The following is a 25682-nucleotide window of genomic DNA, read 5'->3' on the forward strand; positions in this document are numbered from 1 at the left end:
AGCTCCTTGAAGCTTTGACCTTGCTTTCTAAGTTCATAGATCTGAACTTTATCATCATAAGTTAATTTCATAATAAAAATACCCCAAAAGTTAGTTTTTTTCTGTCTAACTTTTGGGGTGCAGTTCAAGATGGGGTTTTTGTTAGTATAAAGTCTTTTCTACGTTTATTTTTGAAGAATTCCTTCTTGAAGGAGAAAGTCCCGTGCTACTTCTTCAGCAGACTTGCCTTCCACACCAACCTGATAGTTCAGCTGGCTCATTTGGCTCTCAGTGATTTTACCAGCTAGTTTATTGAGGACTGCTTCCAATTCTGGATGTTTTTCGAGTAATTCAGCTTTCATAAGTGGTGCCCCTTGATAAGGAGGGAAAAGATGTTGATCATCTTCTAAAACCACTAAATCATAGCGTGCAATTTCTGCATCCGTTGAGTAAGCATCTGTAATTTGAAAATCACCAGACTGGATGGCTTGGTAGCGAAGGGCTGGCTCCATCGTTGCCACATTGAGATTCAATCCATAAACAGACTGCAACCCTTTATAACCATCCTCACGGTCATTAAACTCTAGAGTAAAACCTGCCTTGAGCTGTCCTTCTACTTTTTTCAAGTCTGAGATTGTCTTAAGTCCATATTCTTGGGCAATCTTTTTCGGCACAGCTATGGCATAGGTATTCTGATAAGCCATGTGATTCAGTAAGACTAGATTATTCTGTTTATTAATACCATCACGCGCTACTTCATAAACTTCTTCAGAGTCATTGCTCACTTTAGGAGCTGGTTGTAAGAGGGAGCCTGTAATAGTACCTGTAAATTCTGGATAAATATCAATATCCCCTTTTTTCAATGCTTGGTAAAGGAAATCTGTCTTCCCAAAGTTAGGGTTGACCGTCACCGTCATATCAGTATTTTCCTCGATGAGAAGTTTATACATATTCATGAGAATCTCAGGCTCAGGTCCCAACTTCCCTGCAATGACGAGATTGTCTTCCTCCTTATGGGGAATGATGCTTGGAGCATAACTAGCTCCCAAGCCAAGGACCATGACAGCAAAGGCTGCAACAATCGTACGCAACTTTGCCTTTTCCAACCATTTGAGAATGCTATTAAAGAGAATGGCTAAAATAGCTGATGAAATAGCCCCGATTAAAATGAGACTAGCATTCCGACGATCAATACCCAAAAGGATAAAAGAGCCTAATCCTCCAGCTCCCACAAGGGCAGCTAGAGTCGCTGTCCCAATAATCATAACAGTTGCTGTGCGAACTCCTGATACAATAACAGGCATTGCAAGTGGAATTTCAAACTTCTTAAGTCGCTCCCACTTGGTCATACCAAAAGCAATCCCCGCCTCCTCAAGATTAGGATCAATGCCGTTCAAGGCTGTGATTGTATTTTCCAAAATCGGAAAAATAGCATAGATGACAAGAGCTGTGAGAGCTGGTAAGGTTCCAATCCCCATGAAAGGAATAAAGAGACCCAACAAAGCCATTGAGGGAATGGTCTGGAAGATGCCTGCAACTTGTAGCACCCAGTTCGCTGCTTTTTTATGACCATTTAGATAAACAGCAAGTGGGATAGTCAGAAAAATAGCGACCAATAAGGTCAAAAGAGATAATTGTAAGTGTTGCCCCAGAGCAGTTAACCATTCACTAAAACGCTCCTGAAAAGTTGAAATGAAATTAGACATGAAGGCTACCTCCAAACAAGTTTGCTACAAAGTCTGTCGCAGGCGCTTGTAAAATTGTTTCAGGTTCTGCCACCTGGCGAATTTCTCCATCCTGCAAAACTGCAATTCGATCCCCTAATTTTAAGGCCTCGTCCGTATCATGTGTTACGAAAATGGTCGTCATGCCGAACTCTTTGTGCAAGTCTTTGGTGAGAGCCTGCAACTGCTTGCGAGAGATGGCATCCAAGGCTGAAAAAGGCTCATCCATCAATAGAATTTTTGGTTCCCCAATGATGGCGCGCACAATGCCAATCCGCTGTTGCTCCCCACCAGATAACTCGCTTGGTAAACGATGGGCATACTCTGCAGCAGGTAGCCCCACCTTGTTCAAGAGTTCTTCGGTTTTAGAGGTGATTTGCTCCTTGCTCCAGCCCTTCATCTCAGGAATGAGAGCTATATTTTCCGCAACCGTCAAGTTAGGAAATAAGGCAATGGCTTGGAGGACATAGCCGGTACTGAGACGGAGTTCACGCACCTCATAGTCCTTGATACGCTTCCCATCCATGTAGATATCACCATCTGTTGGCTCCAAAAGACGATTAATCAATTTAAGCATAGTGGTCTTCCCAGATCCTGAAGGACCCACTAGTACCATGAATTCTCCATTTTCAATGCGGAGATTGACATCTTTTAAAATATTTTTATCCGTGTAGCGCAAGGCTACATGTTTGTATTCAATCATTTAATCTACCTCATTTTTCACGATCACTTTGCCAAAAGAATGGCTTCCTTCCAGATAAGCATGCGCTTCCTGAATTTGGTCAATCTTATAAACTTTTTCAGGTCCTACATCTACATGATACTGCTCGACAAAATCTACCAAAGCCTGAAGCTTGTCTTGAGACACATTGCCAGAAACAAAGGTCGTCAAGTAGAGATTGCGATAGAGCATCTCGATCGGATCAAAGTCTGGAACAGTCCACTGACCACCCAGTAGCCCACAAGAACAGATAATTCCGCCTTCTGCTGTCCGCGCAAAAGTATCGAGAATAGCACTTGGACCAACAAGGTCCAAAACCTTATCGAACTGCTCTTTCGTGTGCAAGACTCCATCCTTCTCCAAAATCACCTGATCAAATCCAACCGCTTTCAGTTGCTCTTCCTTAGCTAGATTTCGGCTAGTTCCTGTCAGGTGAATATTAGGAAATCTCCCTTTCAGCAATTTAGCAAAGGCAATTCCTACACCACTGGTTGCTCCGCGAACTAACACCGTATCTTTCTCCTCAATCTTAAGGTTAAGAAAAGAGCCAAAAGCCGTGTAATACGTTTCCGGAAGGGCAATCAAACTTTCCAAATCAAGTTCTGTCTTGATTGGATAAATTTGCTCATTTGGAAGAAGGGTATACTCTGCATATCCTCCATCAAAGGCTCGCCCCATCTCCCCCATAATGGAAATGATTTGCTGGCCAATCTTCAAATCTGGTCGTGTCGTTTCTTCCACAAGACCGACACACTCAATCCCTAACACACGAGGAAATTTTACTGATGGTGATTGTCCCTTGCGTGTAAAAATTTCACTGTGATTGATGCCAAATCCTTGGATTTTCACCAGGGTCCAACCTGCCTTCAGGACTGGTTTTGGTAGTTCGACAACTTCTAATACCTCTGGTCCACCTGGAGTGCTCACCACAACTGCTTTCATAAGGTCCTCCTTCTTAAAACTTCCCTCTATTAGTCAAGTCTTCTACCTTAGGCATCACTTCCTTATTATCCCAATGTTCAACAATCTTTCCATTTTCTAAACGGAAGATATCGTATTGAGCATAGGCAACGCCATCAATCAATACCTGACCATAACTCACTACAAAATTTCCTTGCGTTAAGAGTTGGAAAACAAAATCATAGGTCACATCATGCTCACCTACGTAATCCTTATAGGCTTGGCTTCCTTGCTCAATCTCATGATTATGCTGGATCAGATCCTCTGCCACAAAGTCTTCCCATTGATCGAGCTCCTTGTTTTGAAAAATTTCTGTCAAGAAACGACGGACCAGCTTTTTATTTTCCACTGTCTTGTCCAAATCCTTGATCTCAAAGTCTCCAAAGATTTGGTCTAGTTGGCCATTTTCAGGTGTGCGATAGTAGTCAATAACGTCCCAATGCTCAACGATGCGACCATTTTCATCTGCACGGAAGGTATCTGTCGTCACCCATTGGGCTTCTCCACCGTTCAGATATTGGTGGACATGAACAAAGACTAGATTTCCATCTTCAATAGTCCGAACAATCTTAATCTCACGTTCTGGATGGCGTTTGAAAAAATCTACAAAGAAAGCAGCGAATCCTTCTTTCCCATCCGGCACTCCTGTCGAGTGTTGGATATAGGTATCCCCTACAGAGCTCGCCTGCGCTTCTGCTACACGCCCATCTTGAATAGCATGAATATATAGATTTTGTGCATTTTGGGATTGAAGGGACATGATTTATTCCTCGTTTTCTTTTTTCTTTAAATTAGTGATAATACGCTCTTGATAAGCTTCAAATTCTCGGATTTCTTGATCTGAAAAACCTTGGTAGAAAATCTCTCCCAGTTCTTTACTGACACGGTCTCCAATTTCTTTTTGCGCCCAACCGAGATCTGTCAAAGAGATATATTTTTTTCTTTTATCCTGTGTACAAGGCTTAATCGCAACCAAACCCTGTTCTTCTAATTTCTTAACCATACTGGTCAATGTATTATTGGCTAGACCCGTCGCAAGAGCGATATCGGTCGCAGTAGCACAACCCAACTCTTGCTTCCACAAGATTGTTAAAATTTTTCCCTGCTCACTTCTGTATTGGGCATCTGGTTCCTTGCTCAAGAGTTTTTGAAAGATTCGCCCATTCAACAATCGAATCTGTAGAGATTGATAGCCACCTAACATCTTATCCATTTTGTCTCCTTTTTATTCTATATGGAACTTTCTGAAATTATTGTAACGTTTTTGATTACACCTGTCAACTGTTTCGATATAGAAATAATAAAAAACTTCCTACCCAAAAGTAGAAAGTCATCATTTTTATAAAATCAAACATGAATCACATCAGAAGCATTCCTCTCAAAGAGAGTACTATGGACTAGATAAGGATCATACTTAGAATTTTGGCTAGAAACCAAGCATAAAGGAATGATAAAAATTTTTATAAAATACAGTAAACAAAAGAGTAAGAAAAGACTAAAACTAAGATTCCTTAATTAAAAAAATAAAGATAAAAGAAAATTAAAGCATTTAATAGAATATTAACCCCCGTAGCAAAACTGGCAGATAGAATATTCGTCTTAAGATGAGGATTAAAGAGTTTGATAAGAAACAAGGCTAATAAAGAGATATTATAGATACAAATTGGCTTGAAATCATGACGATAGAAAACTAAAAACAAGAACAAAGAATGCTATAGTGTATTGAACTTAGAGTAGTACAATATAGATTCCAAAACATTTTTAGCAGTCTTGGTGTACTGTTCTAGATTCATTCTACTATATTTTCCGTATAAAAGTAGACGAATGTCTACTGGGAATGTTGAGTTTTGGCAAACGACTGGTAATGATGATGCTATAGATTCCTTATTTCAAATACTGCCGTATGAATCCACTCGTTATGCATTTGAAAGTCATTTTCTATGATTTTACTAAAGGTGAAACCGTTTTTTAAAAGCACTCTCTGAGAAGCCAGATTATCCCTTGCCGTTCCTGCGATAATCTTATGTAAACCATAAGTAGTAAAGGCTTTTTCTAAAACGAGTTTAACCGCTTCGCTGGCATATCCTAAATTAGTAACATTTTCTCCAATCCTATATCCAAGTTCTGCTGTTTTTCGATCATCCTCTAAGACACTTAAATTGATTCTTCCGACCATAGTACCTTGTGCATCTCTAATAAGATGCATATAGACATCATGGCTCTCTTGTTCCCTTAACAATTCCCTTGTAATTTCTTTAAAACCTTCTGAGTCAAAATAGTGAGCTGGTCTAGGAGGTAAACTTCGCTCAAAATACTCCCGATTTTCTTTTTCAAAAGAATAAACATCTATGCTATTTTCTTCAGACATCAACTCTAAACTTATCATTCTAAACCATTTCCTATCATTCTCTAAACTCAAATTTACTCATGTTCACACAAAGTGACATTTACAGAATTTACAGAGCTATCTTAATTTTTTCATATCGTATCTACATTATAACACCACATACTATGAAGAAAAATAATATCCATCAAGGTCCTCATAAATTCCAACATCTTACTAAACAGGTTGGAACACCTATGGAAGCTATTTAAAAAGCACTAACGCGCAAGCGATACAGGCTTTCCTATCAGAACAAATGCGACGCTTATCCTGGCATTTAGTTACAGTTCAAACTCTAACTTGACATCTAGAAATTCCAATCGCGGGATTAGCACATTTGCAAAGTAAGATAAAGTTTTCAAGGGTGCGACCAGTTATCTTTGTAAAAACATTTAATAAAAATCACTCGTCCAGAAGGGTACTGGCTTATAGTCTTTTAAAGACAGAGAAAGTTTTCTATTTCCAAATTCAATCTCAAAATAATCGTATAAGTCTTTGCCATAATAAATAATATCTAAATCCACTACTGATAAAATAGGCATCTCCTGATTCTCATAATTAGGAAGAAATCGATGCCCATATAAGGGGATTAAGCGAGGTGCTGCTTCTAACATTTTCCTGATTTGAACATTTCTGTCCAAGAGTGCAGTTGGCTCGTTCCCCCAAGAGGCATCCCACACCAGTTCATCCAAACTCTCCAAAATTCCTTCATAAGGAGCAGCTAGGTTCCGTTTCATATGTTCTATATTTTCAGCCGAAAAATCTCTCCAGTTATAAAAACCTTCTGAAATAGGCAACAATTGTTGATAAACTGCCAACCACTGCTCAGGAAATTCAATTTCATATATCATCTCGACTTTTTGTATTTCTTCATCACTTAGACCTGGTTCCAAAGAAACGCCATTCTCGAGCAATAGCATCTTAATCCTATCGATTTTCAAAAGATCTCCAACCATTTTTCTCCTCCGACATCTCCCCGTATTGAAGTAGCTCTCTTACAACTTTCGGTATCAGAACTCCACATACATCACATGGATATAGTTATGAAAGCTGCAGTTCTCCTTACAACCAGACTAGAATGACTTCAAAAAATCAACAAGCCCATCATGTAATTGTATATTCTTATTTAAGACTTCCTTGCTCTCTTTATCAGATAACTCCAAGTTCATGTTACGATAGCCATCCAACAATTCCATCGTCAAAACCAAAGTATCATAACTGACATTAAAGAGCAGTTCTTCTTTAGTTAAATCACTTTGATGGAGATTCATATTTACAGCTTGTTCCTGGATGATTTTTAGTTCTTGCAAAAATATTGCTTGCTGATCTATCATACTTCATCTCATTTTTCTATTTTTATTAGGGGTATGTTGAACTTCCTTATCGCATAAGCTGGAGATTCAAGTTATCAAAATTCTTTCTTTGACAAATGAAGATTGCTCCTGTTATAAGATAAATTTCCTGAATAATTCTGGAATTTCACCTTCTTGTATAAATAAAGTCTTTACAGCAAAATCATTATCGCAAAAAACGACTTCTTGAAAGACATTATCCATTCTCCACTCGATATCCGTATAAGGAATATTATCATTTTCTACATTAATAATTTCAAACCAACCTATCACCACTCCATAAAAAATAATCTCTTCCAATATCTGAGGCGAATACCCTTTATTTTTAATAAAAAACGAAAATAAGGTCGAAATAATAGCATCTTCTTCAGCTATCGAGAGTAAGAGTTCTCTTAAATCTTCAAAAGTCATTTTATTTACCTCCAGTCAAAGGAATTCTGCCTTCACTTGCAGATAATCTTGTTTTAAATTGACTCAACTACAAGGTTCATCCTAGCACCAAGTCACTATCGCGCAACTACTAACAATCTCCTTTGAGGATTCAAACAAGGTATTGATTTCAAAACTGAGTCCCTATCTAATCAGATATACTTACTGGATAAATGAAATGAGGTACGAATTGCTATCGTTTATCATTAGCTATTCTAAAATAGTCATTATACTACTCTTCAAAATTAACCTTTAGCCAAAAAGCTTCTATATCGCCCTTCTCATTTAACGCTGCAATACAATCTGGATAAAACTCAACATACTCTACTGAATCTGATAATTTTTCCTTACCAAAATAAGTATATCCTTTGCTTGGTGAATAATAACTTACCCAACTATCTGATTGTACGAATCGAATACTATCCCCTAAATCTAACTGGCATTCATCCAATAATAGAATAACACTCCCTTTATTCGAGTTAGGAATGAGAACATCTCTTTCTTCTGCTTGTACTATCTGAGGAAAAAATCCAAAAATTTGTACGCACGCATTGTTCTCTGAATCAAAGCCAAGTTGGAGTGTGTCAAATAATATGTAGTAATCAGAATTTTTTAGAGGTATGGAATCAAAACTATATTCTTCTGGTCTATAAACTAATCGTCTATAGTTCATATCATATTCTTTTGTAATTTTAAACATATATAATCGCCTTCTAAAATTAAAATGGGCAATAGGTTTTGTAGCCATATCAACCACTAGCTTAAAATTTCTAGCACTTCATCCAGTATGAGCATCTGAAGTAGCCAGCGATCATCCCTTGACCAAGTATTATCTTTTGAATCATCACCAGCGCTCGTAGGTTTAGTTCCCCTAGATTACTATCCTTGATTCCAAATCCTAAAATCCCACACCACCTGTAATCTGGGTAATGAGGTCTAAATGTTCTTTTATGCCAACCTTGTCAATATTGACTAAATCCCTTTTTCCTCCAAGTACAAGAAGAGGAACAAAGCCAAAGAATTGATTGTAATCCAAGTTCCCATACTCCTTAACCGATTTTTCATAAAAAGGAATATCAAAATAATCCTTTAACAACTCTTCATCCTTTAAATCTTCTAGAAAATAGTACATATCTTCTAAAATAGTGGTGAAATTTTCCTCCTTGTATTCTACAATTCTCAGATAGTCTCTTTCCTCCAGAGTGATAATGTCCCCAAATGCAGTTATAAAAATAGGAATAGATAAATCACCTCTAAAATAGGTCTTTTGCACAAATTCTATATATTCTTCTGGATTGATAATTTTTAGATAACCATCAAGTAAAAAGCCCAGTCCATATTGTTTCCACAATTCCACTAATTCATCTGGAACTTTTGGGGCATACTTTTCAATGACTTCTTCTGGCATCGCTGCATATTTGGTAAATTGTAAGTTCATTTTTTCTCCTAGTATTGTAATTTAACATTTAAGTAAATTTTATTTAAGTCTTCATAAGGTGTGGTTCTAACGATTTCATCCACAACATTATCTTTAATAGTAATTGCTGTAAAATTTTTAGACTATAGCGAAATTATCGTAGAATCTATCCCAAACTCTAGAAAATTTTATTTTTAACCGAAGTAAAAAAATAAATCTTTACAAAAATCAATCTCCTCTTGAGTTAAATCTCCGTTTTTTTCTTTGTCTAAACTATAGAGCACACCTCTCACAGTATTAACAGACTTTGCTTGCTCTAACATTTGTAAACGTATGTCTGGATTATCAATGTATTTAATAATAATATTACATAATTTTTCTTTAACATCATCATAATTCATATTAGTCACCTATAAGATCCACTTTTTAAAATTCAATTACCGAATTAGTTTTCAATTGTGGATAGCCTCCTTTCCCATATTCGGGATAATAAGATGTGATTGGCTCCAAAACTTTTCCTGTATCTCCGGCTTCCTTAGGAACATACACATTATCCATTATCTGAAGTGTATCGAACTCTCCACGAAGCTTCGCATTACTCCAAGCAGGAGATATTTGATAAGCATCTTGCATCTTACTAGCTAAATCAAATTTAGATAAACCGATGTAACTTCTAGGGACTTCCATAGTCCTCATTGTCTGTTCAGCATACTTAGAATCCATATAACGATAGGCCGTTGATGACAAAATTCTGCCATCAGGCGATACATAAAAATCCGGTTTAGATGTAACTTTAGGCGCTGGTAAAGCTAACACAGGATCTGGTTCTAGCAAGGTAAGTGGCTTACTAGTCGGCCCAGGCAATGCTAGTTGCTGAACAGGAATTACATCCTTACGTGGCCTCGTGACTAGTAAATCCCCTGCCGTCAGCTTCGTCATAAACACATCAACCGTAGGAACTCAAACTATTTGGCCACTTAGGCCTTCAGTCACTGCCTTAATAAACTGCCGTCCTGACTATCATAATATCTTTCTCATACATAGTCAAGTTCAGACACCAAAAAAACATCCAAGAGAAAATCCTTAAATATCAATAGTATCGTATTGATTAAGGTTTTGAGGCAACTGACTTTGTTCATTTGTAAGCGACTAAAGTCGCAACAATGGTGTCAATTGCACCAATTTAGTAAGAAAATTTAAAAAAGAACACCCTGAAAGGTGCTCTTTGTAAGTACAGTAATTCTCTCGAATTAACGTTTACTAAATTGTGATGCTTTACGAGCTTTCTTAAGACCTGGTTTTTTCTACATTATGATATTTATGGTAAATTATCACTAAAATCAAGTAATTTTAAGAGATAAATCCTCAATATTTACATATATAATCCTTTTGAAAATCGAGAGGTTATCAAAGGGTTATCACATTTTAGTTTTCGGAGCTTATGTAGTTGAGAAATACGAAATACTGTATCATAAAGATGATGTACAGTTTAGCAACAAATATACAGTTTCTTCGTGCCTGGACAATTTCTTTTTCTATCCTGAAGATATTTAAACAGTTCTATATATTATTTCTTGTGAGTAATTTTCATCAAAAAATTTCATAGAGTAGCTCCCTAGAATCATGGAAAAGTAGTAAAAATAGTTGTTATCCTAGTTGATTAAAAAAATCCCTGATTTCCTCATCTTTTATAAAATAATATATAATTTTCCCCTCTCTTCTAGTGCCCAAGATGTTTTGATTGGCTAGTTTACGAAGATGGTGGGAAGTAGATGCCATACTGAGATTTAGTAAACAGGCTATATCACAGACACAGAGTTCTTCAACAGCAAGAAGATAGAAGATGATATTTATCTGTTTATTATCGGTAAATTTTGTTAAAATGCGAAGTGATTTTTGGACTTTTTCCTTTTCAAGGTAGTTCGTTGCGGTTGTAATATTTTGCTGATTTATAACATTCACTTGGCAGATACTATCTTTTTTCATAATATTTTCTCCTAGCCTAATATAGTCCATAGTATGTCAAAACTGTTATTTTCAATCAGGATATATATCCCCAATCCTAAATAAACAACGGCAATAAACCATCTGCTATATTTTTCCAAAATTTCTCCAACAGAAGAGACTTGTGCCAATTTTTGGGCAGAAAAAACCAAGAGATAAATCATGACTAGAAAGGTAAGTAAAGCTACTATCAAATTTGCTAAATTTAAGGTAGTAAAATATGGAACAAAGACACCAATATTGTCAGCACCACAACTTGCAAAAGTAATCATAGCGACTAGAAATATCAGGTTTTTATTATCTTTGCGCAAACCTTCTTTGGCAATAGCTTCTCCATCAGAATCTCCTAAAAGCAAAACTTTGAGACCTAGGAAAATTGGAATCAAACCGAGTAAACCTAAAATCTCTTTACTAGGAATATAATTTAAGACAAATGCAAAAAGCAAACTTAGCAATATTAGACTAACAGAGCCTAGAAATTGTCCTAAATAGATGTTAATGATGTCTTTTCTGCTTTTTCTTTTGGCAAAAAATAACATTAGGATAATAAGTAAGTCTACGGCTGTCCCAGAATACAGGATTATTGAAGTAACAACATTTTGAATCATAAAATACCTCATTCAAATATATTTTTGAATGTATTCTAACATTAAACTTTGTAGATGTCAACTTAAAATCCACCAAAATATAGATAAGAAGTTAGTGTACCAAATATTAAAAAGCCCTGCCATCGAAATGACAGCAGGGCTTAACTTCAATATCCAGATAATATATTTATCTAAAAAAGGTACAGTTTTTATTGATTTGTAGTGCGATATAATGAGTTTCCAAAAATCAAAAATCGCTTAAAATCAATATTTTGACATCTATTGACGTGTACTGAAACCCTTACTTAACCTCTGTAAGGATATAATTACGGTACCAGTATATCATAAATAATAACAAAATCTTGACTTTCCGAAACATAATGATTTTCCCGAAAGAAAGAGATCAACCTAAAAAATTACTGTCTTACTTATGTAATGTTTCTTTAATATAATATAGAAATAAAAAGTATGTAAATGAAAAGATTTATCACATTACTTTTAGTGTCTCTATCTACAATTTTATTAATTGCATGCTCTAACCAATCAAGCAATTCTTTAGATGGCGAATACCGTTGAATAAACGAGAGTAGAAATGAAGTTGCCTTTACCATTTCAGGTAACAAAGGAAATAGCAACAAAGGAGAGGCCGACACCTTTACAATTGATAAAGACAGTGCAACAATCGAACCGACTGGCTCTAATATCATAAACCGAAAAGAGAATTATACCTTCAAGGATGACGTATTCACTGTAGATATTTCAGGAACAAAGCAGGAGTATTACAAAAAGGATAGTGAAGAAATACAGCGACAAGTAAAACCCTCAAACTATTTGATATTCTTTATACAATAAAAACGCTTTTGTACTGACCCCAAAAGTTAGATTTTTTCTGTCTAACTTTTGGGGGTCAGTACACACCCGCATAGCGGGTATTTTTTTGTCTCGCACCTAGCGGAGTGAGACAGGCTAATAGTCACATAATAAAAAATTTACTTAAAGTCAGATTTTAAATACTTTAGAATAGTTCTTTCTAAAACTTACTCCCAAATTTTTTTGCTCGTATAATTCATCAGGGGTTTGGGGATTCCCCAAAATTCAAATCATCCCAAAAAGTACATACACTTTGTGTATACAAATTTTAGGATGATTTTGGGAGTGTGTGTATACAGACTCTGAGCTCGCAAAGTCATATTATGAGAAATCTTTCCTTCTCGATAAAATAATCCCAAAAATCAATTTGACTGTCATTTGTGTGTACAAATATTTTAAGAAGATATATAAAAAACGCTGCAAAATTTTTAACAGCGTTTCCTTATTTTAAAATTCTCATATGTCTTTCTTTTTTATGGTTAGCATCATAGTATTCCAGCATCGCATGATACAAACGAGCCTTCGTTTTATCTTGTTGTTTAATTCCATGAAGAAATAATTCTGCTCGCTTTAATTTCAATATGTATTCACATATCTGATCAAAATCCTTATCCATATTACTTTTGAAAATAAACATCTTTTTCCTCCATCATATCAACTATTTTTTGCATCAAAATAGACATATCCATTTTGTTTTCATAGCTTATTCTCCCAACTACAGTTGCAAGACGGGCTATAGAATTGATATTCTTTCCGACTTGTTCCAACTCTTCTGTTAAAGGAACTAAACCTTCAAAAGAGACTTTTTGGATGTTCAAATCTGTTCGTATTAATTTTTGTCTAGCAAACTCAGAAAAATTACGAATATTTTCCTTCCTCATACAATCATTTAATTTTTTATTTTCTTCTTCCGTCAAAAACACCTGTTTCAACACAGATTTTATTCTCATGGTCCTATCACCTCGTTTTCTTATTTAGTCGTTTTACAAGTTCTTTCACTTGTTTACTTGTCTTCTTTTCATATTCTATCATCAGCTCAACGCAGTAGTGAAATATCCTTACATTATCCAAATCCTCACTTTGTTCTGCTATTCTTTCTAACTGACGTAAGTTATTGATAATTCTTCTAACTTGAAATATAAAGTCATGATAAGATTCAAAATCAAATTGAAGATAAATAGGCGAGCTCTTAAATAACATTTTTCTGGCATAAGAGGAAAAACTTAGATGATTTGTCATTTCAATCAAGTTATTCACTATTTCATTTTGCTCCTCAGTGATGTAACATTTCTTTAGAACAGTCCTATATCTACTCATTTATCATATACTTCTTTCGGGCATTTTCATGGGCAATAGCTTTGCACTCCAGCATACGTTCCTGCTTTAAATTCTCCATAGACTTAAATAAATACGCCAAAGGAGACGTCGCATCCTCAGGAATCCGTTCAATCATGCTAATGACTTCATCACTAGTTACATACCCACTAGCCAAATACTCGCCTATCTTCATCTTCTGAGCATGTGTTAAAGTGTAATTGTTAGGATACAAAAATCTATCATTGTACTTATAAGAAATGGATTCTAACAAAGAATAATATTTGGGTGGAATATAAGTTTCAGGCTTTCTAGAACTATTATCCAGTATATTCTCAATCTCTTTCTTATTCTTACTCTTGTTCTTAATCTCTTGCGTTACATTATCATTTTCATCCGTTACTGTAACGTTACAGTCTAAAACGAGTTGTGGCTCGCCTGTAATTAGTGCTTTTTGTTTTTGTCTATGACGAGCAACACGTTCCCTAGTTTGTTTTCTAATCTTTTCTAGTCCATCTATATTCTGATGTTTCTCCCATTTTGGAATGGTAATAGCGCCATCTATAATTTCTATCATGCCAAATTCTTCAAACATGCTGAGAGCTAATTTTACAGATGTAGCCTTTCGCCTAAACACTGTTGAAAGCATCTCTTCTGTGTAATAAACCTTGTTCCCTAGACTTAATATGCCACTATTATTTTGCTTTCCTGCAAGCACCAGAATTTTAAACCATATTACAATAAGAGTATCTCCTTCTGGCATTGATTCTATTAGCTGAATTTTTTCATCATCAAATATATCTGTTGTTATCTTGATCCACTGAACACCATTCATACGAGTACCTATCTTTCATATTGCTTCAACCATCGTGTTACTGCTCTTTTATCGTATAAAGTCACTCCATCAATCACCATGGTTGGCATTCCTTCTTTCGTCCATTTTTGGATTGTTGTCGTAGATACATCTAACCACCTAGACAAACCTGACATACGAACCATAGGTTTATAAAGTTCTTTATCTTCAAATACTCTTGCTACAGCATTTGAAATCATCTCATCATAGTGAGCACGTAATTGCTTCTCTAATTCTTTAGGAAGCTGGACAACTAAAGTAGTTTCCGACATAAATTCACTCCTCATTTCTAAATTAAATAAGCTCCGAAACCATTTAATTTGTTATTCATTTTGAATTATATATCCTTTTTGAATTTTTGTCAAGCTTTTTTATTCAAAAAGAATAAAATGTGTTATAATGATAAAAAGGAGGTTCTTATGACGAATCATATTACTAAACTGATAGAAAATAGCGGAAAAAAATTGACAGAAATTAGCGAAGCTACAAATATAGCCTATCCTACACTTTCTGGATACAATCAAGGAATCCGCAAACCTAAAAAAGATAATGCTGAAAAATTGGCAAAATACTTTAATGTTTCCGTCGCTTACATTATGGGACTTGATAGCAACCCACACGCTCCATCAAATCTTAAAATTGTTACAGATAGTTTCAAAACATCTAAAATTGGTTCTGTGACACCTTTTAAAAGCGATATGGAGAAGTTAAAGAAGAGCATCGAATTTGGCGAAAGGGCATTAACACTACCACTTGATGATAGTTTTTCAGATGAATTTCGTCATATATTCTCAGAATATCTAGCTGAGAAAAACAAACGTTTTATGTCTGAGTTTATAGATTATATGAATCACCAAAATAAAGATTCTAAAGTTTGGCAGAGCTGGATTAAAACAGACGAATACGCTATCCGCCAAGAAGATAGAAAAAATAGATAGACACTCATTTCTCAATTACATAAGCTCCGAAAACTTAGATACGGAGAAAAAATGTCTATACACAAATACAAAACAAAAAAAGGAATCCTATACTATGTCAGCTTTTACATTGGCTTAGATGCTTATAGAAAGAAAAAAAGGCACTTAAAGAGAGGGTTCAAAACCAAAAAAGAGGCAAAATTGTACGAAGCTCGTTTAGAAGCTGGTGTCGTTGCCCCCACAGTAAGTACCGACAAACCTAACCCCAAAGTCACTTATAAAGAACTTTATCAAGAATGGTTTAATGCCTATGTTGGTACCGTTGAAGAAACAACTTCTTCCCAAACTAAGAATATCTATCGAATACATATTCTACCAATATTTGGCGATAAATTTATTGACCAAATTAGTCCTTTAGACTGTCAAAACTTTATTACACAAAAATCTCAGACTTTCAAAAATATCAAACAGATAAAATCCTATACCTCAAAAATTTTTGATTTTGCAATCAACATGAACTACATTGATCGAAATCCAATGAAGAATGTTATCATGCCTAAAATCAAAAAAACTAGATCAGATAATTTTTGGTCACTGGAGGAATTACATCATTTCCTTGATATAGTGAAAGAAACCGAGCCATTTAAACATTTTGCTTTATTTAGACTGCTTGCATTTAGTGGACTACGAAAAGGGGAGTTATACGCTTTAAAATGGGCTGATATTAACTTTGACAGCAATCTATTGAACATAGATAAAAGTCTAGGAAGAATTGACGGTAAAGCGATTGAAAAGAGCACAAAGAATGAATCTTCAGTTCGTACAATCTATCTTGATGATGAGACAATCGATATTATTAAGCAATGGAGAAATTTCTATCTGAAAGAACAATCTCAGCTTCCTCTTACAAAGCTGAATATTAGTGATGAATATATGTTCTCTTACATATCAAGTAATGACAAAATTGAACCTTTGCATGCTGATTACATTAATAACGTACTGAATCGAATTATTAAAAAGCATAAATTAAAACCAATTAGCCCACATGGGTTTAGACATACACATGCAACACTTATGTCTGAAATTGGAATCGATCCTTCTAATACATCAAAACGTCTCGGTCATGCAAGCAGTCAGGTGACATTAGATGTCTATACTCACACCACAAAAACTGGTGAGAAAAACTCTATTGACAAATTTGCAGACTATCTCAATAAAGCAAAATAAATCATGATTTTAAAAATTTAGAAGAGGTTATCAGAAGGTTATCACAAAGCTATTTGAGCTCAAAAATCGACAAAAAAGCACTTTGCAAAATTTTTGCAAAGTGCTTTGAAACGTTGATATAATCGTATTGATTAACGTTTTGAGAATTGTGATGCTTTACGAGCTTTCTTAAGACCTGGTTTCTTACGTTCAACTTTACGTGAGTCACGTGTAAGAAGTCCTGCGCGTTTCAATGAATCGCGGAAGTCTGGGTCTACTTGAAGAAGGGCACGAGCGATACCGTGACGGATAGCTCCTGATTGACCAGCGTATCCACCACCTACAACGTTAACGAAAACGTCGTATGAACCTACAGTTGAAGTAACTGCGAATGGTTGGTTGATTACAAGACGAAGGTCAGCGTGTGGGATGTACTCTTCAACATCTTTTTTGTTAACAGTGATTTTACCAGTTCCTGGAACAAGGCGAACGCGTGCAACAGCGTTTTTACGACGTCCAGTACCTGCATATTGTGCTTGTGACATACTTTATTGTTCCTTTCCTTAGATAAGTCCTGAAATATCAAGAACTTCTGGTTGTTGTGCAGCGTGAGTGTGCTCTGCTCCAACGAATACTTTCAATTTCATACCTTGAGCGCGGCCAAGAGTATTGTGTGGAAGCATACCTTTAACTGATTTCTCGATCAAACGAACTGCATTTTTAGAACGAAGTTCACCAGCAGAGATTGATTTCAATCCACCTGGGTGGTTTGAGTGAGTGTAGTAGATCTTATCAGATGCTTTTTTACCAGTCAATTTAACTTTTTCAGCATTGATAACGATTACGAAGTCACCTGTATCAGTGTGTGGTGTGAATGTTGGTTTGTTTTTTCCGCGAAGTACGCTAGCAACAACTGCTGAAAGGCGTCCAAGAGGTACATCAGTTGCGTCAACAACGTACCATTTGCGTTCTACTTGGCCTGGTTTAGCCATGAATGTAGTTTTGTTCATGATTTCTCCTATATGAATATCGTTTTTGTTTACAGGGCGGATGTTCCGGTCCGCAAGTTATTTGAAAGGTTCCGGGGCCTTACAAATGGGGTAAACAATACCGTCTACTATTGTATCAAAATTCTCAGATAAAAGTCAAGAGATTGGGAAAATATTTTTTTATTTCTGCCAGATTCTCAATCTTTTTTCTTCCTGTTCCTGAAGGATTGTCTGAAAAATTTTAGAGACTAAATAAATGGCACAAGTCAGGAATAGCGTAACCACTAGATAATTGATCAAACGACCGTGGTCTCCAACCAATGGCGGTTTTGTCAAAAAGCCATAATCTCCACCTGTTACTAAATTGACCATGAAAATCAAAGCATTGAGCGAAAACGTGATAATTAGGATTCGTTTGAAATCCAGTAAACTAGCATCGTAGTCCTTCAGGAGATAAATCAAGGAATTTCCAAGGAGGGCTAGGTGTCCGAAAATAAAGGACAGGATGGCAATGTGGGGGAAGGGATAGGGATCTGGCACTGGATAAATAAAAGCTGCCAAAGTTCCAAAGGTTCCCAATACAGCAAAATACTGTTTGACTCTAGAGACACCTGGGGTCAAAAGCACTACAAACATAGCCAAACGGCAATGATAAAGGGGTAGACTTTCAGTTAGAGGCATCTGATTTACTAAATACCATCCGTAGAGCAGGATTAGCTGTACCGCCTGTAAAATCTGGAAAAATCGCTGACAGGCCTTTTTCTCACCATAACGATAGGCAAGAAACACAGTCAATGCTAATAAGGTAAATAGACTTCCATACCAAAGAAGGTCAAACTGGGGTGGCTCCGTCGGCTGCGTACTAAATAAAGCTTCCAAAAGATTCATGTAACTTTCCTCATTTTCATATAAGCCAATCTCTTACTGATTTTTATAGAGCCTAGCTTACATTTATTTCTTATAATTTTGTGTAAAAGAAACTGTCGATCTTAATATAAAACAAAGCTTCTAATCGACATATTGTTCCCGCTCACCCTGATAGACCTGCCATAGAATTTCCATTTGTTCTTGGGTTATTCGTTTTTCAGATAGGGGTGGGAAATTCTTGATATCAAAAAATTCAAGTTCTGCAATTTCTTGATTTTCTTGAAATTGTCCATCCAATAACTGACAGTCAAAGACGAACTTGGCATACTGTTTGTTCTGAAGTTGAAAGCGGTTGGTATCAAAAACTGCCAATAAAGAGCCTACTTCTGCCGAAAAGCCTGTTTCTTCCTGAACTTCTTTTCGGATATTTTCCTTAGGCGAATAACCTACTTCACCAAAGCCACCAGGTAATGCCCAAGTATCCTCTCCTTGCCCTCTAACCAAACAAATCTTCTGATCTTGAACAATCCAAGCCCTTACATCCATCAAGGGAGTTGCATAGCTACCTGACGGCTGAAAAATTGCAGTCAATTCCTCTTGATCGAGCTCTGTTTGATCCTGCAAGACACTCCATAAAATCTGACGTAAATCCTCATAACGTTCACGGTCATAAGGATCCTTGGAATAGGTCAACCCAGTATCAGTGATAGCTAACATTCTCTGAATAGCTTTGGCGAAATCAGTTGTGCTCATTTTCTAGGCTTTCTACTAGCTTGGCTAGATTCATAGAGTTCGAACCTTTAAGCAGAATCTGGTCATGTGCGCCAAGACTTTCCTTGACCTGCTTAACCATGGCTTCAAACTGGTCTTCCTCAACTGTTTTCTTGAAGTAGTACACATGACCGATTGGGAACATTTGACTGGCTAGTTGAGCCAATTCAGCAATGTCTTCACCGTAAAAAATAACAGTATCAAGGACATCGGGTGTAATGCTCAAAATCATTTGATTGTGGAGTTGAACAGACTGGTCTCCAAGTTCTTTCATATCTGCCAGAACTGCGATTTTCTTACCACCTTCATTGGCTGGGATGGCTGAAAATGTTTCAAGGATGAGCTTCATAGCAGTCGGATTGGCATTGTAAACATCTGACAAGATATCCGCACCGTTGGCTGCTTTTTTCCACTCGGTACGATTGCGAGTCAATTCAAGATTTTGGAAGGCTTGACCAATCTGCTCCTCAGTCACTCCTTCTTGCAGGGCAACATAAGATGCAATCATAGCATTAGTCGCATTATACTTACCAGTCACTGGCAAGTCGAGAGCCTGCTCCAAGAAATTAGCCTTGAAGGTTAAACTATCCTTACGCTCAATCAATTCTGTAATTTCGAGTTCTGCACCTGGACCAAAACGAACTACTTTTTGGTCAGCAGGTAGATAATTCTCTACAATGGGATCAGCTGGTGCTAAAAGCAAGGCACCCTGCTCCATCCCATCAGCGATTTGCAATTTCCCTTTGGCAATTTCAGAACGGTCCTTGAAGAAGGCCAAATGAGCTTCTCCTACCAAGGTCACGATAGCTGTCTTTGGATGAGCTAGTTCAGATAAGAGATGGATGTCTCCTAGGTGATCCTGTCCCATTTCCAAGACCAGCTTTTCGGTATCATCCGGCATATGGAGAACCGTGTAGGGAAGGCCAATCTCATTATTGTAGTTCCCTTGTGTTTTGTAGGTTTTGTAGCTTGTAGAAAGCAAATGAGCCAACATATCCTTGGTCGTAGTCTTCCCATTTGAACCTGTGACAGCAAAGACATCGACACCAATCTTTTGAAGGTAATAGGCCGCAAGATTTTGAAAGGCTGTCAAAACATCTTCTACCAAGATATAAGGATGACCTTCTACTTCTTTCTCTGATAAGGTTAAAGCTGCGCCATTTTCAAAAGCTGTCTCGATAAAGTCATGACCATCACGCGCCCCCTTGAGTGGCACAAATAAATCACCAGGTCCAATCAAACGGCTATCAAATTCTGCCTTGACTAGTGGGCTATCCACATAGCTAGTTACATCATTTTTTGAATCGACAACACGCGCAACTTCGTGAATCGTAAGTTTCATGTTTACTCCTTTAAAAAGGGACAAGGAGTCCTTCCCCGCCCTTATAGCTGTCTTTATAATAGGTGTGCTTCACGCTTGTTAAAACTTTCTTTAGCAAGGTCAACCAAACGCTCAATTAGTTCTGGATAGCTAATCCCCATATTGTCCCAAAGCAATGGATACATAGACCATTGGGTAAATCCAGGCATAGTGTTAAGCTCGTTTAGGAAAACTTCTCCCTTATCTGTATAGAAGAAATCGCAACGTGATAGACCAAGCCCACCAATAGCACGGAAGGCAGTTTCTGCATTTTTACGCATGACTGCTACTACATCATCACTAATCTTGGCTGGGATATCCATAGTAATCTTGTTATCGATATATTTGGCATCGTAGTCGTAGAAGGCTACGTCTTTGACAACTTCACCAGGTAGCGTGCTCTTAACATCATAGTTCCCTAAGAGACCAACCTCGATTTCACGCGCGTTGACTCCTTGTTCTACCAAGACACGACTATCGTACTTGAAGGCAAGCTCTAAAGCTTGATGGAGTTCTTCTTTATTTTCAGACTTAGAAATCCCTACACTAGAACCCATATTTGATGGCTTGGTAAAGACTGGATAGGTTAATTTGTCTTCAACTTCAGCAATCTTAGAAGTCAAATCATCACCTTCAACAATCGCTACGTAAGGGACTTGGGCAATCCCAGCAGACTCCAAAACGCGCTTAGTTGTGATTTTATCCATGGCAAGGCTTGAAGATAGAATGTTACAACCGACATAAGGCATTTTCAAGACTTCTAGGAAACCTTGAACAGAACCGTCTTCTCCCATAGGTCCATGAAGAACTGGAAAAACAACTGCGCCTTCTTCGTAGATGGCACTTGGAGCAATTTTCTTGTCCCAATCAATCGTTTCATTGGTCATGAGACGTTCATCTTGTCCAGGAGTTTGGGTAAATTCTTGGGTTTTGATGAAATCACCGGACTGGCTGATAAAGAAGGTTTTGACTGCAAAACGATCATAGTTGACCGCACGCATGACACTCTCAGCTGACAAGACAGACACTTCACGTTCTGCACTGCGTCCACCATATAATAGAATAATTGTTTGTTTCATATGATTTGTTCCAATTCTAATAGAATACTCGTCCTTTAGTATATCACATTTGTCTCTTTTTTTAAACTTGTACAGCAAAAAACAAGAAAAGAGACTAGAAGAAAAATGGTCCAGTCTCTGTGTTCTTAAAATTTTATACCTGCTAGCTAATTATTTAGCGATTGAACCTCATAGACTAGAGTTCGGTACGATTTTCGATGGCTCTTAAAAGTGTTACTTCATCCGCATACTCGATATCAGCTCCCACTGCTAGACCTCGTGCTAGACGAGTAACCTTGATCCCTGCAGGTTTAAGAAGTCGAGAGATATACATAGAAGTCGCCTCACCATCAGCTGTCGCATTGGTGGCTACAATGACCTCTGAAACCTCGCTATCCATGAGACGTGTCATGAGACTTTTGAGATTGATATCGTCAGGACTAATCCCATTCATAGGGGAAATCAAACCGTGTAAGACATGATATAGTCCATGGTATTCTTGGATATTTTCCATAGCAGCGACATCGCGACTATCCTCCAAAACCAAGATAGTTGATTGGTCACGGCTAGGATCAGTACAGATGGAACAAGGATCATCATCCGTCAGACGTCCACAAACAGAGCAATAGGTCAATTCTCGCTTAGCCGCAAGGAGATTTTTTGCGAATTCATTGACGTCATCATCTGACATCCCAATGGTATAAAAGGCCAGTCGGGTCGCTGTCTTAATCCCGATACCTGGAAGTTTAGAATAGCTGTCAATCAGCTTAGCAATAGGTGTTGGGTAAAGCATGGCTTCCTTTCTAGTTCATTGGATGGTGTTGGTTGTAAAGATTGATAATATCGCGAGCAATAGATGGACCGACACCGTTGGTTAGGTTAGTATTGTGGGGGAAGACAACTGCAACTGCAATCTGAGGATTATCGGTTGGGGCATAGGCTACTGCGTTGGTATTATTAGCCTTCTGACCACCATTGACATAACTTTCGGCTGTACCAGTCTTACCACTGATAGAGACTGTTGCCCCATTTGAAAAGGCACGACCTGTCGTAAGGGCACTAGTTCCGTGTGATACTTGGTAAAAACCTTGTTGTAGGATGGACATGTCAGATTCGGAAATATTGATTTTATTCATTTCGGTACTAGCTGTTTGCTGAATCAAACTTCCTAAACCACCTTGCTCATTATTATCATAGACTCCCTCTACTATACGAGGAGCCAAGCGAACACCATTATTGGCAATAGTTGCTACATACTGAGCTAGCTGCATCGGGGTATAGTTATCGAACTGTCCAAAGGCGTTATTTAGATAATTCGCCAAATCATAATCTTTAGGGATAAATCCTGTTGACTCTTCTGGTAGATCAATTCCTGTAGAAGCTCCCAGACCGTATTCACCAAAGGTTGAACGTAATTTCGCCATAGCAGACTCAAGATTGCTGGTTCCTACTGTCATATTAGGCTGATAGGTTTGCCCCATGATTCCGAGGGCAGTTTGAACCATGTAGGTATTAGATGAATATTCCAAAGCCTCAACAGCTGTAATCGGGAAGGAACCGTAAGAAAGGGTATACCAAGAATTAATTGGTGCAGAACCTTGAAAGACAATTGGTTGGTCTGTCAAGGTTTGGTTGCCAGACAAGACTCCATTTTCCCAACCTGAACTGATGGTTGCAGCCTTAACAACAGACCCTGGAACAAAGACATTGGTGACAGTTCCGAGTGAGTCTGGATTCAATTCACCAGATTCAAGATTGTGCTTGATTCCTGACATCGCTAGAACAGCCCCTGTCTTAGGATTGAGGGCAACCGCATAGACACCTTCCGAATATTGGGCACCTCCGTTAGCAAGTTCAGAATTAAAATAGCTTTTCAGAAGGCTATCTACACTATCCTGGAAGGCCAAATCAATGGTCAATTTGATATTTTTACCCTTGCTACCTTCCTCAATATTTTCTACACTTTCCATATCTCCATGTTTGTCGAGATGAATTTCCTTAACAGTACGTTTCCCTTGTAGGACTTCCTCATATTGTTTCTCAAGGTAAGAGGTTCCAACACGGTCATTGAGAGAATAACCTTTTTTAAGATAGGCATCTACTTCCTCAGCTGGAAGGCCTGATTTTTCACTTGAAACACTTCCTACGATAGAGGCCAGAGAGGTTTCAAGAACCTTGCGATCCCACGAAGTCGAGATGCTAATCCCAGGTAACTCTTTAGAGGCAGAAGCAATTTGAGCGACCTGAGTATCGCTTAAGGGATCCGTTTTTATATTGCCTGTTGCAAAATTTCCAACTGCATTGAGCTGACTAAAGAGATAAATAGTCTTCTTTTCATCCTCTGTATAATTAGTTTGGCTAGAGGTAACACTCTCAACAGCATTGTTATAGAGATCCGATTCAGAAAGTTGATTACCATCAGAATCAAAACGCTTATCTTTGGGTAAGGCCTCTACCGTTTTTTTATAAACTGCTGGATCAGCTAGATAATAGTCAGCCATCTGACGTTCTGTCAAATTTGGAGAGGAAACTGTTACATACGTTAAAAGTTTAGTAGAAATATCCTTTAAATCTGTAGCCGTCATCTTATTACTTCGTGTGAAAGCCACGACTTGTTTGACGGTATTTTCTACCAAGGGTTTTCCAGCCGCGTCATAGATTTCTCCACGAGCAGAACCCGTTGTTACCCTAGTTTGGCTAGCAGACGCTAACTTGGCTTCATAGAAATCCTTATTTACGAATTGCATATAGAGCAAGCGACCAATGATGGTCATGAAGAGCAAAATAACGATTGCAAACAATAAATTAAGCCGAGTCGGTATCGAATGGCTGTTGAATTTTCTCATACAAAGCAGTCTCATTTCTAATCAAAATCTTACTCTTCATTGTACCATAATTTAAAGAGAAAATTATGGAAAAAGAAAAGACTTTTCCTTTTTATCCAAAAAACAAAGCAACTGTGGTATAATTAAAGTAAGCGCTATTTTATAGATTTCATTGATAAAAATTTTAACCAATAACTACAAAGGAGTCCCATGAACAAGCAAGACATCTCTACGATTATTGATCTTCACTTTGAAGAAATGACCGATTTAGAGCAAGAGATTGCCCGCTATTTTTTGCAGGCAGATACCATTCATGATGACTTGTCTTCTCAGCAGGTCACTCAAAAACTTCATATTTCACAGGCCGCTCTCACTCGCTTTGCCAAAAAATGTGGCTTTACGGGTTATCGAGAGTTCATTTTCAAATACCTACAACAAATTGACAACCTTTCAGTCCCACAACAGGATATGAATCCTTTGACCCAAAGAGTCTTGAGGAGCTATACAAACATCCGAGAAATGACACAAGAATTGATTGATGATGACCAACTGGAGCGCATTGCCCAAATGATTGATCAATCAGAACGCGTCTATTTTTTTGGTACGGGAAGTTCTGGACTCGTTGCGCGTGAGATGAAATTACGTTTCATGAGACTAGGTGTCGTTTGTGAGGCTTTGACAGATCCAGATGGATTCGCCTGGACAACTAGTATCATCGACGAAAAATGTTTGGTCTTTGGTTTCTCCCTTTCAGGAACAACTCCATCCATCATCGACAGTCTACTAGACGCTCAAGATACGGGGGCTAAAACTATTCTTTTTACTAGCACGCCTAGCAAGGAAACTCAGGAATTTACAGAAACTGTACTGGTAGCAAGTCAGAGTCAGGCTTCCTATATTCAACGCATTTCTGCCCAACTTCCTATGTTGATCTTAATTGATCTACTCTATGCTTATTTCCTAGAAATTGACCGTGAGAGTAAAGAAAAAATCTTTAACAGTTATTGGGAAAATAAAAAACTAAATGGCTATCGTAGAAATAGAAGATCTAGATAAGCCTTCATCCCTTTCAAGTGAATAATCATATGAGTAACCA

Annotated in this window: 31 protein-coding genes and 1 pseudogene; 5 read left to right on the forward strand and 27 right to left on the reverse strand. The window is 37.4% G+C overall.

Annotated elements, in window-relative coordinates:
* Positions 1-164 precede the first annotated feature (164 nt).
* The 15 genes from QM450_RS03695 to QM450_RS03765 all read right to left on the reverse strand — a co-directional run bounded on the left by QM450_RS03695 (position 165) and on the right by QM450_RS03765 (position 11577).
* Positions 165-1685 (reverse strand): ABC transporter permease/substrate-binding protein, encoded by a 1521-nt coding sequence (locus QM450_RS03695; RefSeq protein ID WP_414319697.1) that lies wholly within the window; start codon positions 1683-1685, stop codon positions 165-167.
* The gene (locus QM450_RS03700; protein ID WP_414319698.1) at positions 1678-2406 is read right to left on the reverse strand and encodes an ATP-binding cassette domain-containing protein; all 729 of its coding nucleotides are present in this window, start codon (positions 2404-2406) and stop codon (positions 1678-1680) included. Before QM450_RS03700 ends, QM450_RS03695 begins: the two co-directional genes overlap by 8 nt.
* Positions 2407-3366, reverse strand: a complete 960-nt coding sequence (locus QM450_RS03705) for a zinc-binding dehydrogenase (protein WP_414319699.1) — start codon at positions 3364-3366, stop codon at positions 2407-2409.
* A gap of 13 nt (positions 3367-3379) precedes the next feature.
* Positions 3380-4144, reverse strand: coding sequence for an ester cyclase (locus QM450_RS03710; protein WP_414319700.1), 765 nt, complete (start codon positions 4142-4144; stop codon positions 3380-3382).
* 3 nt (positions 4145-4147) lie between these two features.
* Entirely contained in the window at positions 4148-4597 is a 450-nt protein-coding gene (locus tag QM450_RS03715; protein WP_414319701.1) for a MarR family winged helix-turn-helix transcriptional regulator, read from the reverse strand.
* Positions 4598-5257: 660 nt separating this feature from the next.
* Positions 5258-5770, reverse strand: coding sequence for a GNAT family N-acetyltransferase (locus tag QM450_RS03720; RefSeq protein ID WP_414319702.1), 513 nt, complete (start codon positions 5768-5770; stop codon positions 5258-5260).
* Positions 5771-6159: 389 nt separating this feature from the next.
* Positions 6160-6723, reverse strand: a complete 564-nt coding sequence (locus tag QM450_RS03725) for a hypothetical protein (RefSeq protein WP_414319703.1) — start codon at positions 6721-6723, stop codon at positions 6160-6162.
* A 117-nt stretch (positions 6724-6840) separates the two neighbouring features.
* Positions 6841-7101, reverse strand: coding sequence for a hypothetical protein (locus QM450_RS03730; protein ID WP_414319704.1), 261 nt, complete (start codon positions 7099-7101; stop codon positions 6841-6843).
* Positions 7102-7212: 111 nt separating this feature from the next.
* A complete protein-coding gene (locus QM450_RS03735; protein ID WP_414319705.1) occupies positions 7213-7530 on the reverse strand; it encodes a hypothetical protein in 318 nt (105 codons plus the stop codon).
* A 250-nt stretch (positions 7531-7780) separates the two neighbouring features.
* Positions 7781-8296 (reverse strand): hypothetical protein, encoded by a 516-nt coding sequence (locus QM450_RS03740; RefSeq protein WP_414319706.1) that lies wholly within the window; start codon positions 8294-8296, stop codon positions 7781-7783.
* A gap of 150 nt (positions 8297-8446) precedes the next feature.
* The gene (locus tag QM450_RS03745; RefSeq protein WP_414319707.1) at positions 8447-8986 is read right to left on the reverse strand and encodes a T6SS immunity protein Tdi1 domain-containing protein; all 540 of its coding nucleotides are present in this window, start codon (positions 8984-8986) and stop codon (positions 8447-8449) included.
* 173 nt (positions 8987-9159) lie between these two features.
* Positions 9160-9366 carry a hypothetical protein gene (locus QM450_RS03750; RefSeq protein WP_414284306.1) on the reverse strand — a complete coding sequence of 69 codons (207 nt, stop codon included), beginning with the start codon at positions 9364-9366 and terminating at the stop codon, positions 9160-9162.
* A 25-nt stretch (positions 9367-9391) separates the two neighbouring features.
* Positions 9392-9904 (reverse strand): hypothetical protein, encoded by a 513-nt coding sequence (locus QM450_RS03755; RefSeq protein WP_414319708.1) that lies wholly within the window; start codon positions 9902-9904, stop codon positions 9392-9394.
* 708 nt (positions 9905-10612) lie between these two features.
* Positions 10613-10951, reverse strand: coding sequence for a Cd(II)/Zn(II)-sensing metalloregulatory transcriptional regulator CadX (gene cadX, locus QM450_RS03760; RefSeq protein ID WP_000711088.1), 339 nt, complete (start codon positions 10949-10951; stop codon positions 10613-10615).
* Between the two features lie 11 nt (positions 10952-10962).
* On the reverse strand, positions 10963-11577 hold the full coding sequence (locus QM450_RS03765; RefSeq protein ID WP_000615750.1) for a CadD family cadmium resistance transporter: 615 nt from the start codon (positions 11575-11577) through the stop codon (positions 10963-10965).
* Between the two features lie 28 nt (positions 11578-11605).
* On the opposite strand from QM450_RS03765, the gene QM450_RS03770 reads away from it, so the two are divergent.
* Positions 11606-11779 (forward strand): FanG protein, encoded by a 174-nt coding sequence (locus QM450_RS03770; protein ID WP_071788300.1) that lies wholly within the window; start codon positions 11606-11608, stop codon positions 11777-11779.
* A gap of 251 nt (positions 11780-12030) precedes the next feature.
* Positions 12031-12408: pseudogene (locus QM450_RS03775) on the forward strand (hypothetical protein).
* Between the two features lie 460 nt (positions 12409-12868).
* On the opposite strand, the gene QM450_RS03780 reads toward QM450_RS03775, so the two are convergent.
* The 4 genes from QM450_RS03780 to QM450_RS03795 all read right to left on the reverse strand — a co-directional run bounded on the left by QM450_RS03780 (position 12869) and on the right by QM450_RS03795 (position 14865).
* On the reverse strand, positions 12869-13063 hold the full coding sequence (locus tag QM450_RS03780; RefSeq protein WP_000469564.1) for a hypothetical protein: 195 nt from the start codon (positions 13061-13063) through the stop codon (positions 12869-12871).
* Complete coding sequence (locus QM450_RS03785) at positions 13044-13376, reverse strand: hypothetical protein (protein WP_414319709.1); 333 nt, start codon at positions 13374-13376, stop codon at positions 13044-13046. Before QM450_RS03785 ends, QM450_RS03780 begins: the two co-directional genes overlap by 20 nt.
* A 359-nt stretch (positions 13377-13735) precedes the next feature.
* Positions 13736-14575 carry a phage replisome organizer N-terminal domain-containing protein gene (locus tag QM450_RS03790; RefSeq protein ID WP_001014727.1) on the reverse strand — a complete coding sequence of 280 codons (840 nt, stop codon included), beginning with the start codon at positions 14573-14575 and terminating at the stop codon, positions 13736-13738.
* 8 nt (positions 14576-14583) lie between these two features.
* Positions 14584-14865 (reverse strand): hypothetical protein, encoded by a 282-nt coding sequence (locus QM450_RS03795; protein WP_000005472.1) that lies wholly within the window; start codon positions 14863-14865, stop codon positions 14584-14586.
* A gap of 147 nt (positions 14866-15012) precedes the next feature.
* On the opposite strand from QM450_RS03795, the gene QM450_RS03800 reads away from it, so the two are divergent.
* Both QM450_RS03800 and QM450_RS03805 read left to right on the forward strand, forming a co-directional pair.
* Positions 15013-15531: a helix-turn-helix domain-containing protein gene (locus tag QM450_RS03800; protein ID WP_000181350.1), complete on the forward strand. Its 519-nt coding sequence runs from the start codon at positions 15013-15015 to the stop codon at positions 15529-15531.
* 51 nt (positions 15532-15582) lie between these two features.
* Positions 15583-16737, forward strand: coding sequence for a tyrosine-type recombinase/integrase (locus tag QM450_RS03805; protein WP_414319710.1), 1155 nt, complete (start codon positions 15583-15585; stop codon positions 16735-16737).
* Positions 16738-16868: 131 nt separating this feature from the next.
* Here QM450_RS03805 and rpsI read toward each other — a convergent pair whose 3' ends face one another.
* The 8 genes from rpsI to pbp2b form a co-directional block, all read right to left on the reverse strand.
* On the reverse strand, positions 16869-17261 hold the full coding sequence (gene rpsI, locus QM450_RS03810; RefSeq protein WP_000075973.1) for a 30S ribosomal protein S9: 393 nt from the start codon (positions 17259-17261) through the stop codon (positions 16869-16871).
* An 18-nt stretch (positions 17262-17279) separates the two neighbouring features.
* A complete protein-coding gene (rplM, locus tag QM450_RS03815) occupies positions 17280-17726 on the reverse strand; it encodes a 50S ribosomal protein L13 (protein ID WP_001044622.1) in 447 nt (148 codons plus the stop codon).
* Between the two features lie 159 nt (positions 17727-17885).
* A complete protein-coding gene (locus QM450_RS03820; RefSeq protein WP_414319711.1) occupies positions 17886-18593 on the reverse strand; it encodes a TIGR02206 family membrane protein in 708 nt (235 codons plus the stop codon).
* Between the two features lie 120 nt (positions 18594-18713).
* Positions 18714-19325, reverse strand: a complete 612-nt coding sequence (locus tag QM450_RS03825) for an NUDIX hydrolase (RefSeq protein WP_414319712.1) — start codon at positions 19323-19325, stop codon at positions 18714-18716.
* On the reverse strand, positions 19312-20685 hold the full coding sequence (locus QM450_RS03830; RefSeq protein ID WP_414319713.1) for a UDP-N-acetylmuramoyl-tripeptide--D-alanyl-D-alanine ligase: 1374 nt from the start codon (positions 20683-20685) through the stop codon (positions 19312-19314). Before QM450_RS03830 ends, QM450_RS03825 begins: the two co-directional genes overlap by 14 nt.
* Before the next feature lie 53 nt (positions 20686-20738).
* On the reverse strand, positions 20739-21782 hold the full coding sequence (locus QM450_RS03835) for a D-alanine--D-alanine ligase (protein ID WP_414319714.1): 1044 nt from the start codon (positions 21780-21782) through the stop codon (positions 20739-20741).
* Positions 21783-21957: 175 nt separating this feature from the next.
* Complete coding sequence (recR, locus tag QM450_RS03840) at positions 21958-22554, reverse strand: recombination mediator RecR (protein ID WP_315639846.1); 597 nt, start codon at positions 22552-22554, stop codon at positions 21958-21960.
* A gap of 10 nt (positions 22555-22564) precedes the next feature.
* Positions 22565-24622, reverse strand: coding sequence for a penicillin-binding protein PBP2B (gene pbp2b / locus QM450_RS03845; protein ID WP_414319715.1), 2058 nt, complete (start codon positions 24620-24622; stop codon positions 22565-22567).
* A gap of 174 nt (positions 24623-24796) precedes the next feature.
* On the opposite strand from pbp2b, the gene QM450_RS03850 reads away from it, so the two are divergent.
* Positions 24797-25642, forward strand: coding sequence for a MurR/RpiR family transcriptional regulator (locus tag QM450_RS03850; protein ID WP_414317604.1), 846 nt, complete (start codon positions 24797-24799; stop codon positions 25640-25642).
* The last annotated feature ends 40 nt before the right edge of the window (positions 25643-25682 follow it).

Origin of the sequence: Streptococcus infantis (assembly GCF_047464615.1) — a bacterium.
GTDB lineage: Bacteria > Bacillota > Bacilli > Lactobacillales > Streptococcaceae > Streptococcus > Streptococcus infantis_Y.

Excerpts from the sequence above, each read along its gene's own strand:
- QM450_RS03695 (WP_414319697.1), bottom strand. The coding sequence starts at position 1,685 with ATGTCTAATTTCATTTCAACTTTTCAGGAGCGTTTTAGTGAATGGTTA.
- QM450_RS03700 (WP_414319698.1), bottom strand. The coding sequence starts at position 2,406 with ATGATTGAATACAAACATGTAGCCTTGCGCTACACGGATAAAAATATT.
- QM450_RS03705 (WP_414319699.1), bottom strand. The coding sequence starts at position 3,366 with ATGAAAGCAGTTGTGGTGAGCACTCCAGGTGGACCAGAGGTATTAGAA.
- QM450_RS03710 (WP_414319700.1), bottom strand. The coding sequence starts at position 4,144 with ATGTCCCTTCAATCCCAAAATGCACAAAATCTATATATTCATGCTATT.
- QM450_RS03715 (WP_414319701.1), bottom strand. The coding sequence starts at position 4,597 with ATGGATAAGATGTTAGGTGGCTATCAATCTCTACAGATTCGATTGTTG.
- QM450_RS03720 (WP_414319702.1), bottom strand. The coding sequence starts at position 5,770 with ATGATAAGTTTAGAGTTGATGTCTGAAGAAAATAGCATAGATGTTTAT.
- QM450_RS03725 (WP_414319703.1), bottom strand. The coding sequence starts at position 6,723 with ATGGTTGGAGATCTTTTGAAAATCGATAGGATTAAGATGCTATTGCTC.
- QM450_RS03730 (WP_414319704.1), bottom strand. The coding sequence starts at position 7,101 with ATGATAGATCAGCAAGCAATATTTTTGCAAGAACTAAAAATCATCCAG.
- QM450_RS03735 (WP_414319705.1), bottom strand. The coding sequence starts at position 7,530 with ATGACTTTTGAAGATTTAAGAGAACTCTTACTCTCGATAGCTGAAGAA.
- QM450_RS03740 (WP_414319706.1), bottom strand. The coding sequence starts at position 8,296 with ATGGCTACAAAACCTATTGCCCATTTTAATTTTAGAAGGCGATTATAT.
- QM450_RS03745 (WP_414319707.1), bottom strand. The coding sequence starts at position 8,986 with ATGAACTTACAATTTACCAAATATGCAGCGATGCCAGAAGAAGTCATT.
- QM450_RS03750 (WP_414284306.1), bottom strand. The coding sequence starts at position 9,366 with ATGAATTATGATGATGTTAAAGAAAAATTATGTAATATTATTATTAAA.
- QM450_RS03755 (WP_414319708.1), bottom strand. The coding sequence starts at position 9,904 with ATGACGAAGCTGACGGCAGGGGATTTACTAGTCACGAGGCCACGTAAG.
- cadX (WP_000711088.1), bottom strand. The coding sequence starts at position 10,951 with ATGAAAAAAGATAGTATCTGCCAAGTGAATGTTATAAATCAGCAAAAT.
- QM450_RS03765 (WP_000615750.1), bottom strand. The coding sequence starts at position 11,577 with ATGATTCAAAATGTTGTTACTTCAATAATCCTGTATTCTGGGACAGCC.
- QM450_RS03770 (WP_071788300.1), top strand. The coding sequence starts at position 11,606 with ATGTATTCTAACATTAAACTTTGTAGATGTCAACTTAAAATCCACCAA.
- QM450_RS03780 (WP_000469564.1), bottom strand. The coding sequence starts at position 13,063 with ATGTTTATTTTCAAAAGTAATATGGATAAGGATTTTGATCAGATATGT.
- QM450_RS03785 (WP_414319709.1), bottom strand. The coding sequence starts at position 13,376 with ATGAGAATAAAATCTGTGTTGAAACAGGTGTTTTTGACGGAAGAAGAA.
- QM450_RS03790 (WP_001014727.1), bottom strand. The coding sequence starts at position 14,575 with ATGAATGGTGTTCAGTGGATCAAGATAACAACAGATATATTTGATGAT.
- QM450_RS03795 (WP_000005472.1), bottom strand. The coding sequence starts at position 14,865 with ATGTCGGAAACTACTTTAGTTGTCCAGCTTCCTAAAGAATTAGAGAAG.
- QM450_RS03800 (WP_000181350.1), top strand. The coding sequence starts at position 15,013 with ATGACGAATCATATTACTAAACTGATAGAAAATAGCGGAAAAAAATTG.
- QM450_RS03805 (WP_414319710.1), top strand. The coding sequence starts at position 15,583 with ATGTCTATACACAAATACAAAACAAAAAAAGGAATCCTATACTATGTC.
- rpsI (WP_000075973.1), bottom strand. The coding sequence starts at position 17,261 with ATGTCACAAGCACAATATGCAGGTACTGGACGTCGTAAAAACGCTGTT.
- rplM (WP_001044622.1), bottom strand. The coding sequence starts at position 17,726 with ATGAACAAAACTACATTCATGGCTAAACCAGGCCAAGTAGAACGCAAA.
- QM450_RS03820 (WP_414319711.1), bottom strand. The coding sequence starts at position 18,593 with ATGAATCTTTTGGAAGCTTTATTTAGTACGCAGCCGACGGAGCCACCC.
- QM450_RS03825 (WP_414319712.1), bottom strand. The coding sequence starts at position 19,325 with ATGAGCACAACTGATTTCGCCAAAGCTATTCAGAGAATGTTAGCTATC.
- QM450_RS03830 (WP_414319713.1), bottom strand. The coding sequence starts at position 20,685 with ATGAAACTTACGATTCACGAAGTTGCGCGTGTTGTCGATTCAAAAAAT.
- QM450_RS03835 (WP_414319714.1), bottom strand. The coding sequence starts at position 21,782 with ATGAAACAAACAATTATTCTATTATATGGTGGACGCAGTGCAGAACGT.
- recR (WP_315639846.1), bottom strand. The coding sequence starts at position 22,554 with ATGCTTTACCCAACACCTATTGCTAAGCTGATTGACAGCTATTCTAAA.
- pbp2b (WP_414319715.1), bottom strand. The coding sequence starts at position 24,622 with ATGAGACTGCTTTGTATGAGAAAATTCAACAGCCATTCGATACCGACT.
- QM450_RS03850 (WP_414317604.1), top strand. The coding sequence starts at position 24,797 with ATGAACAAGCAAGACATCTCTACGATTATTGATCTTCACTTTGAAGAA.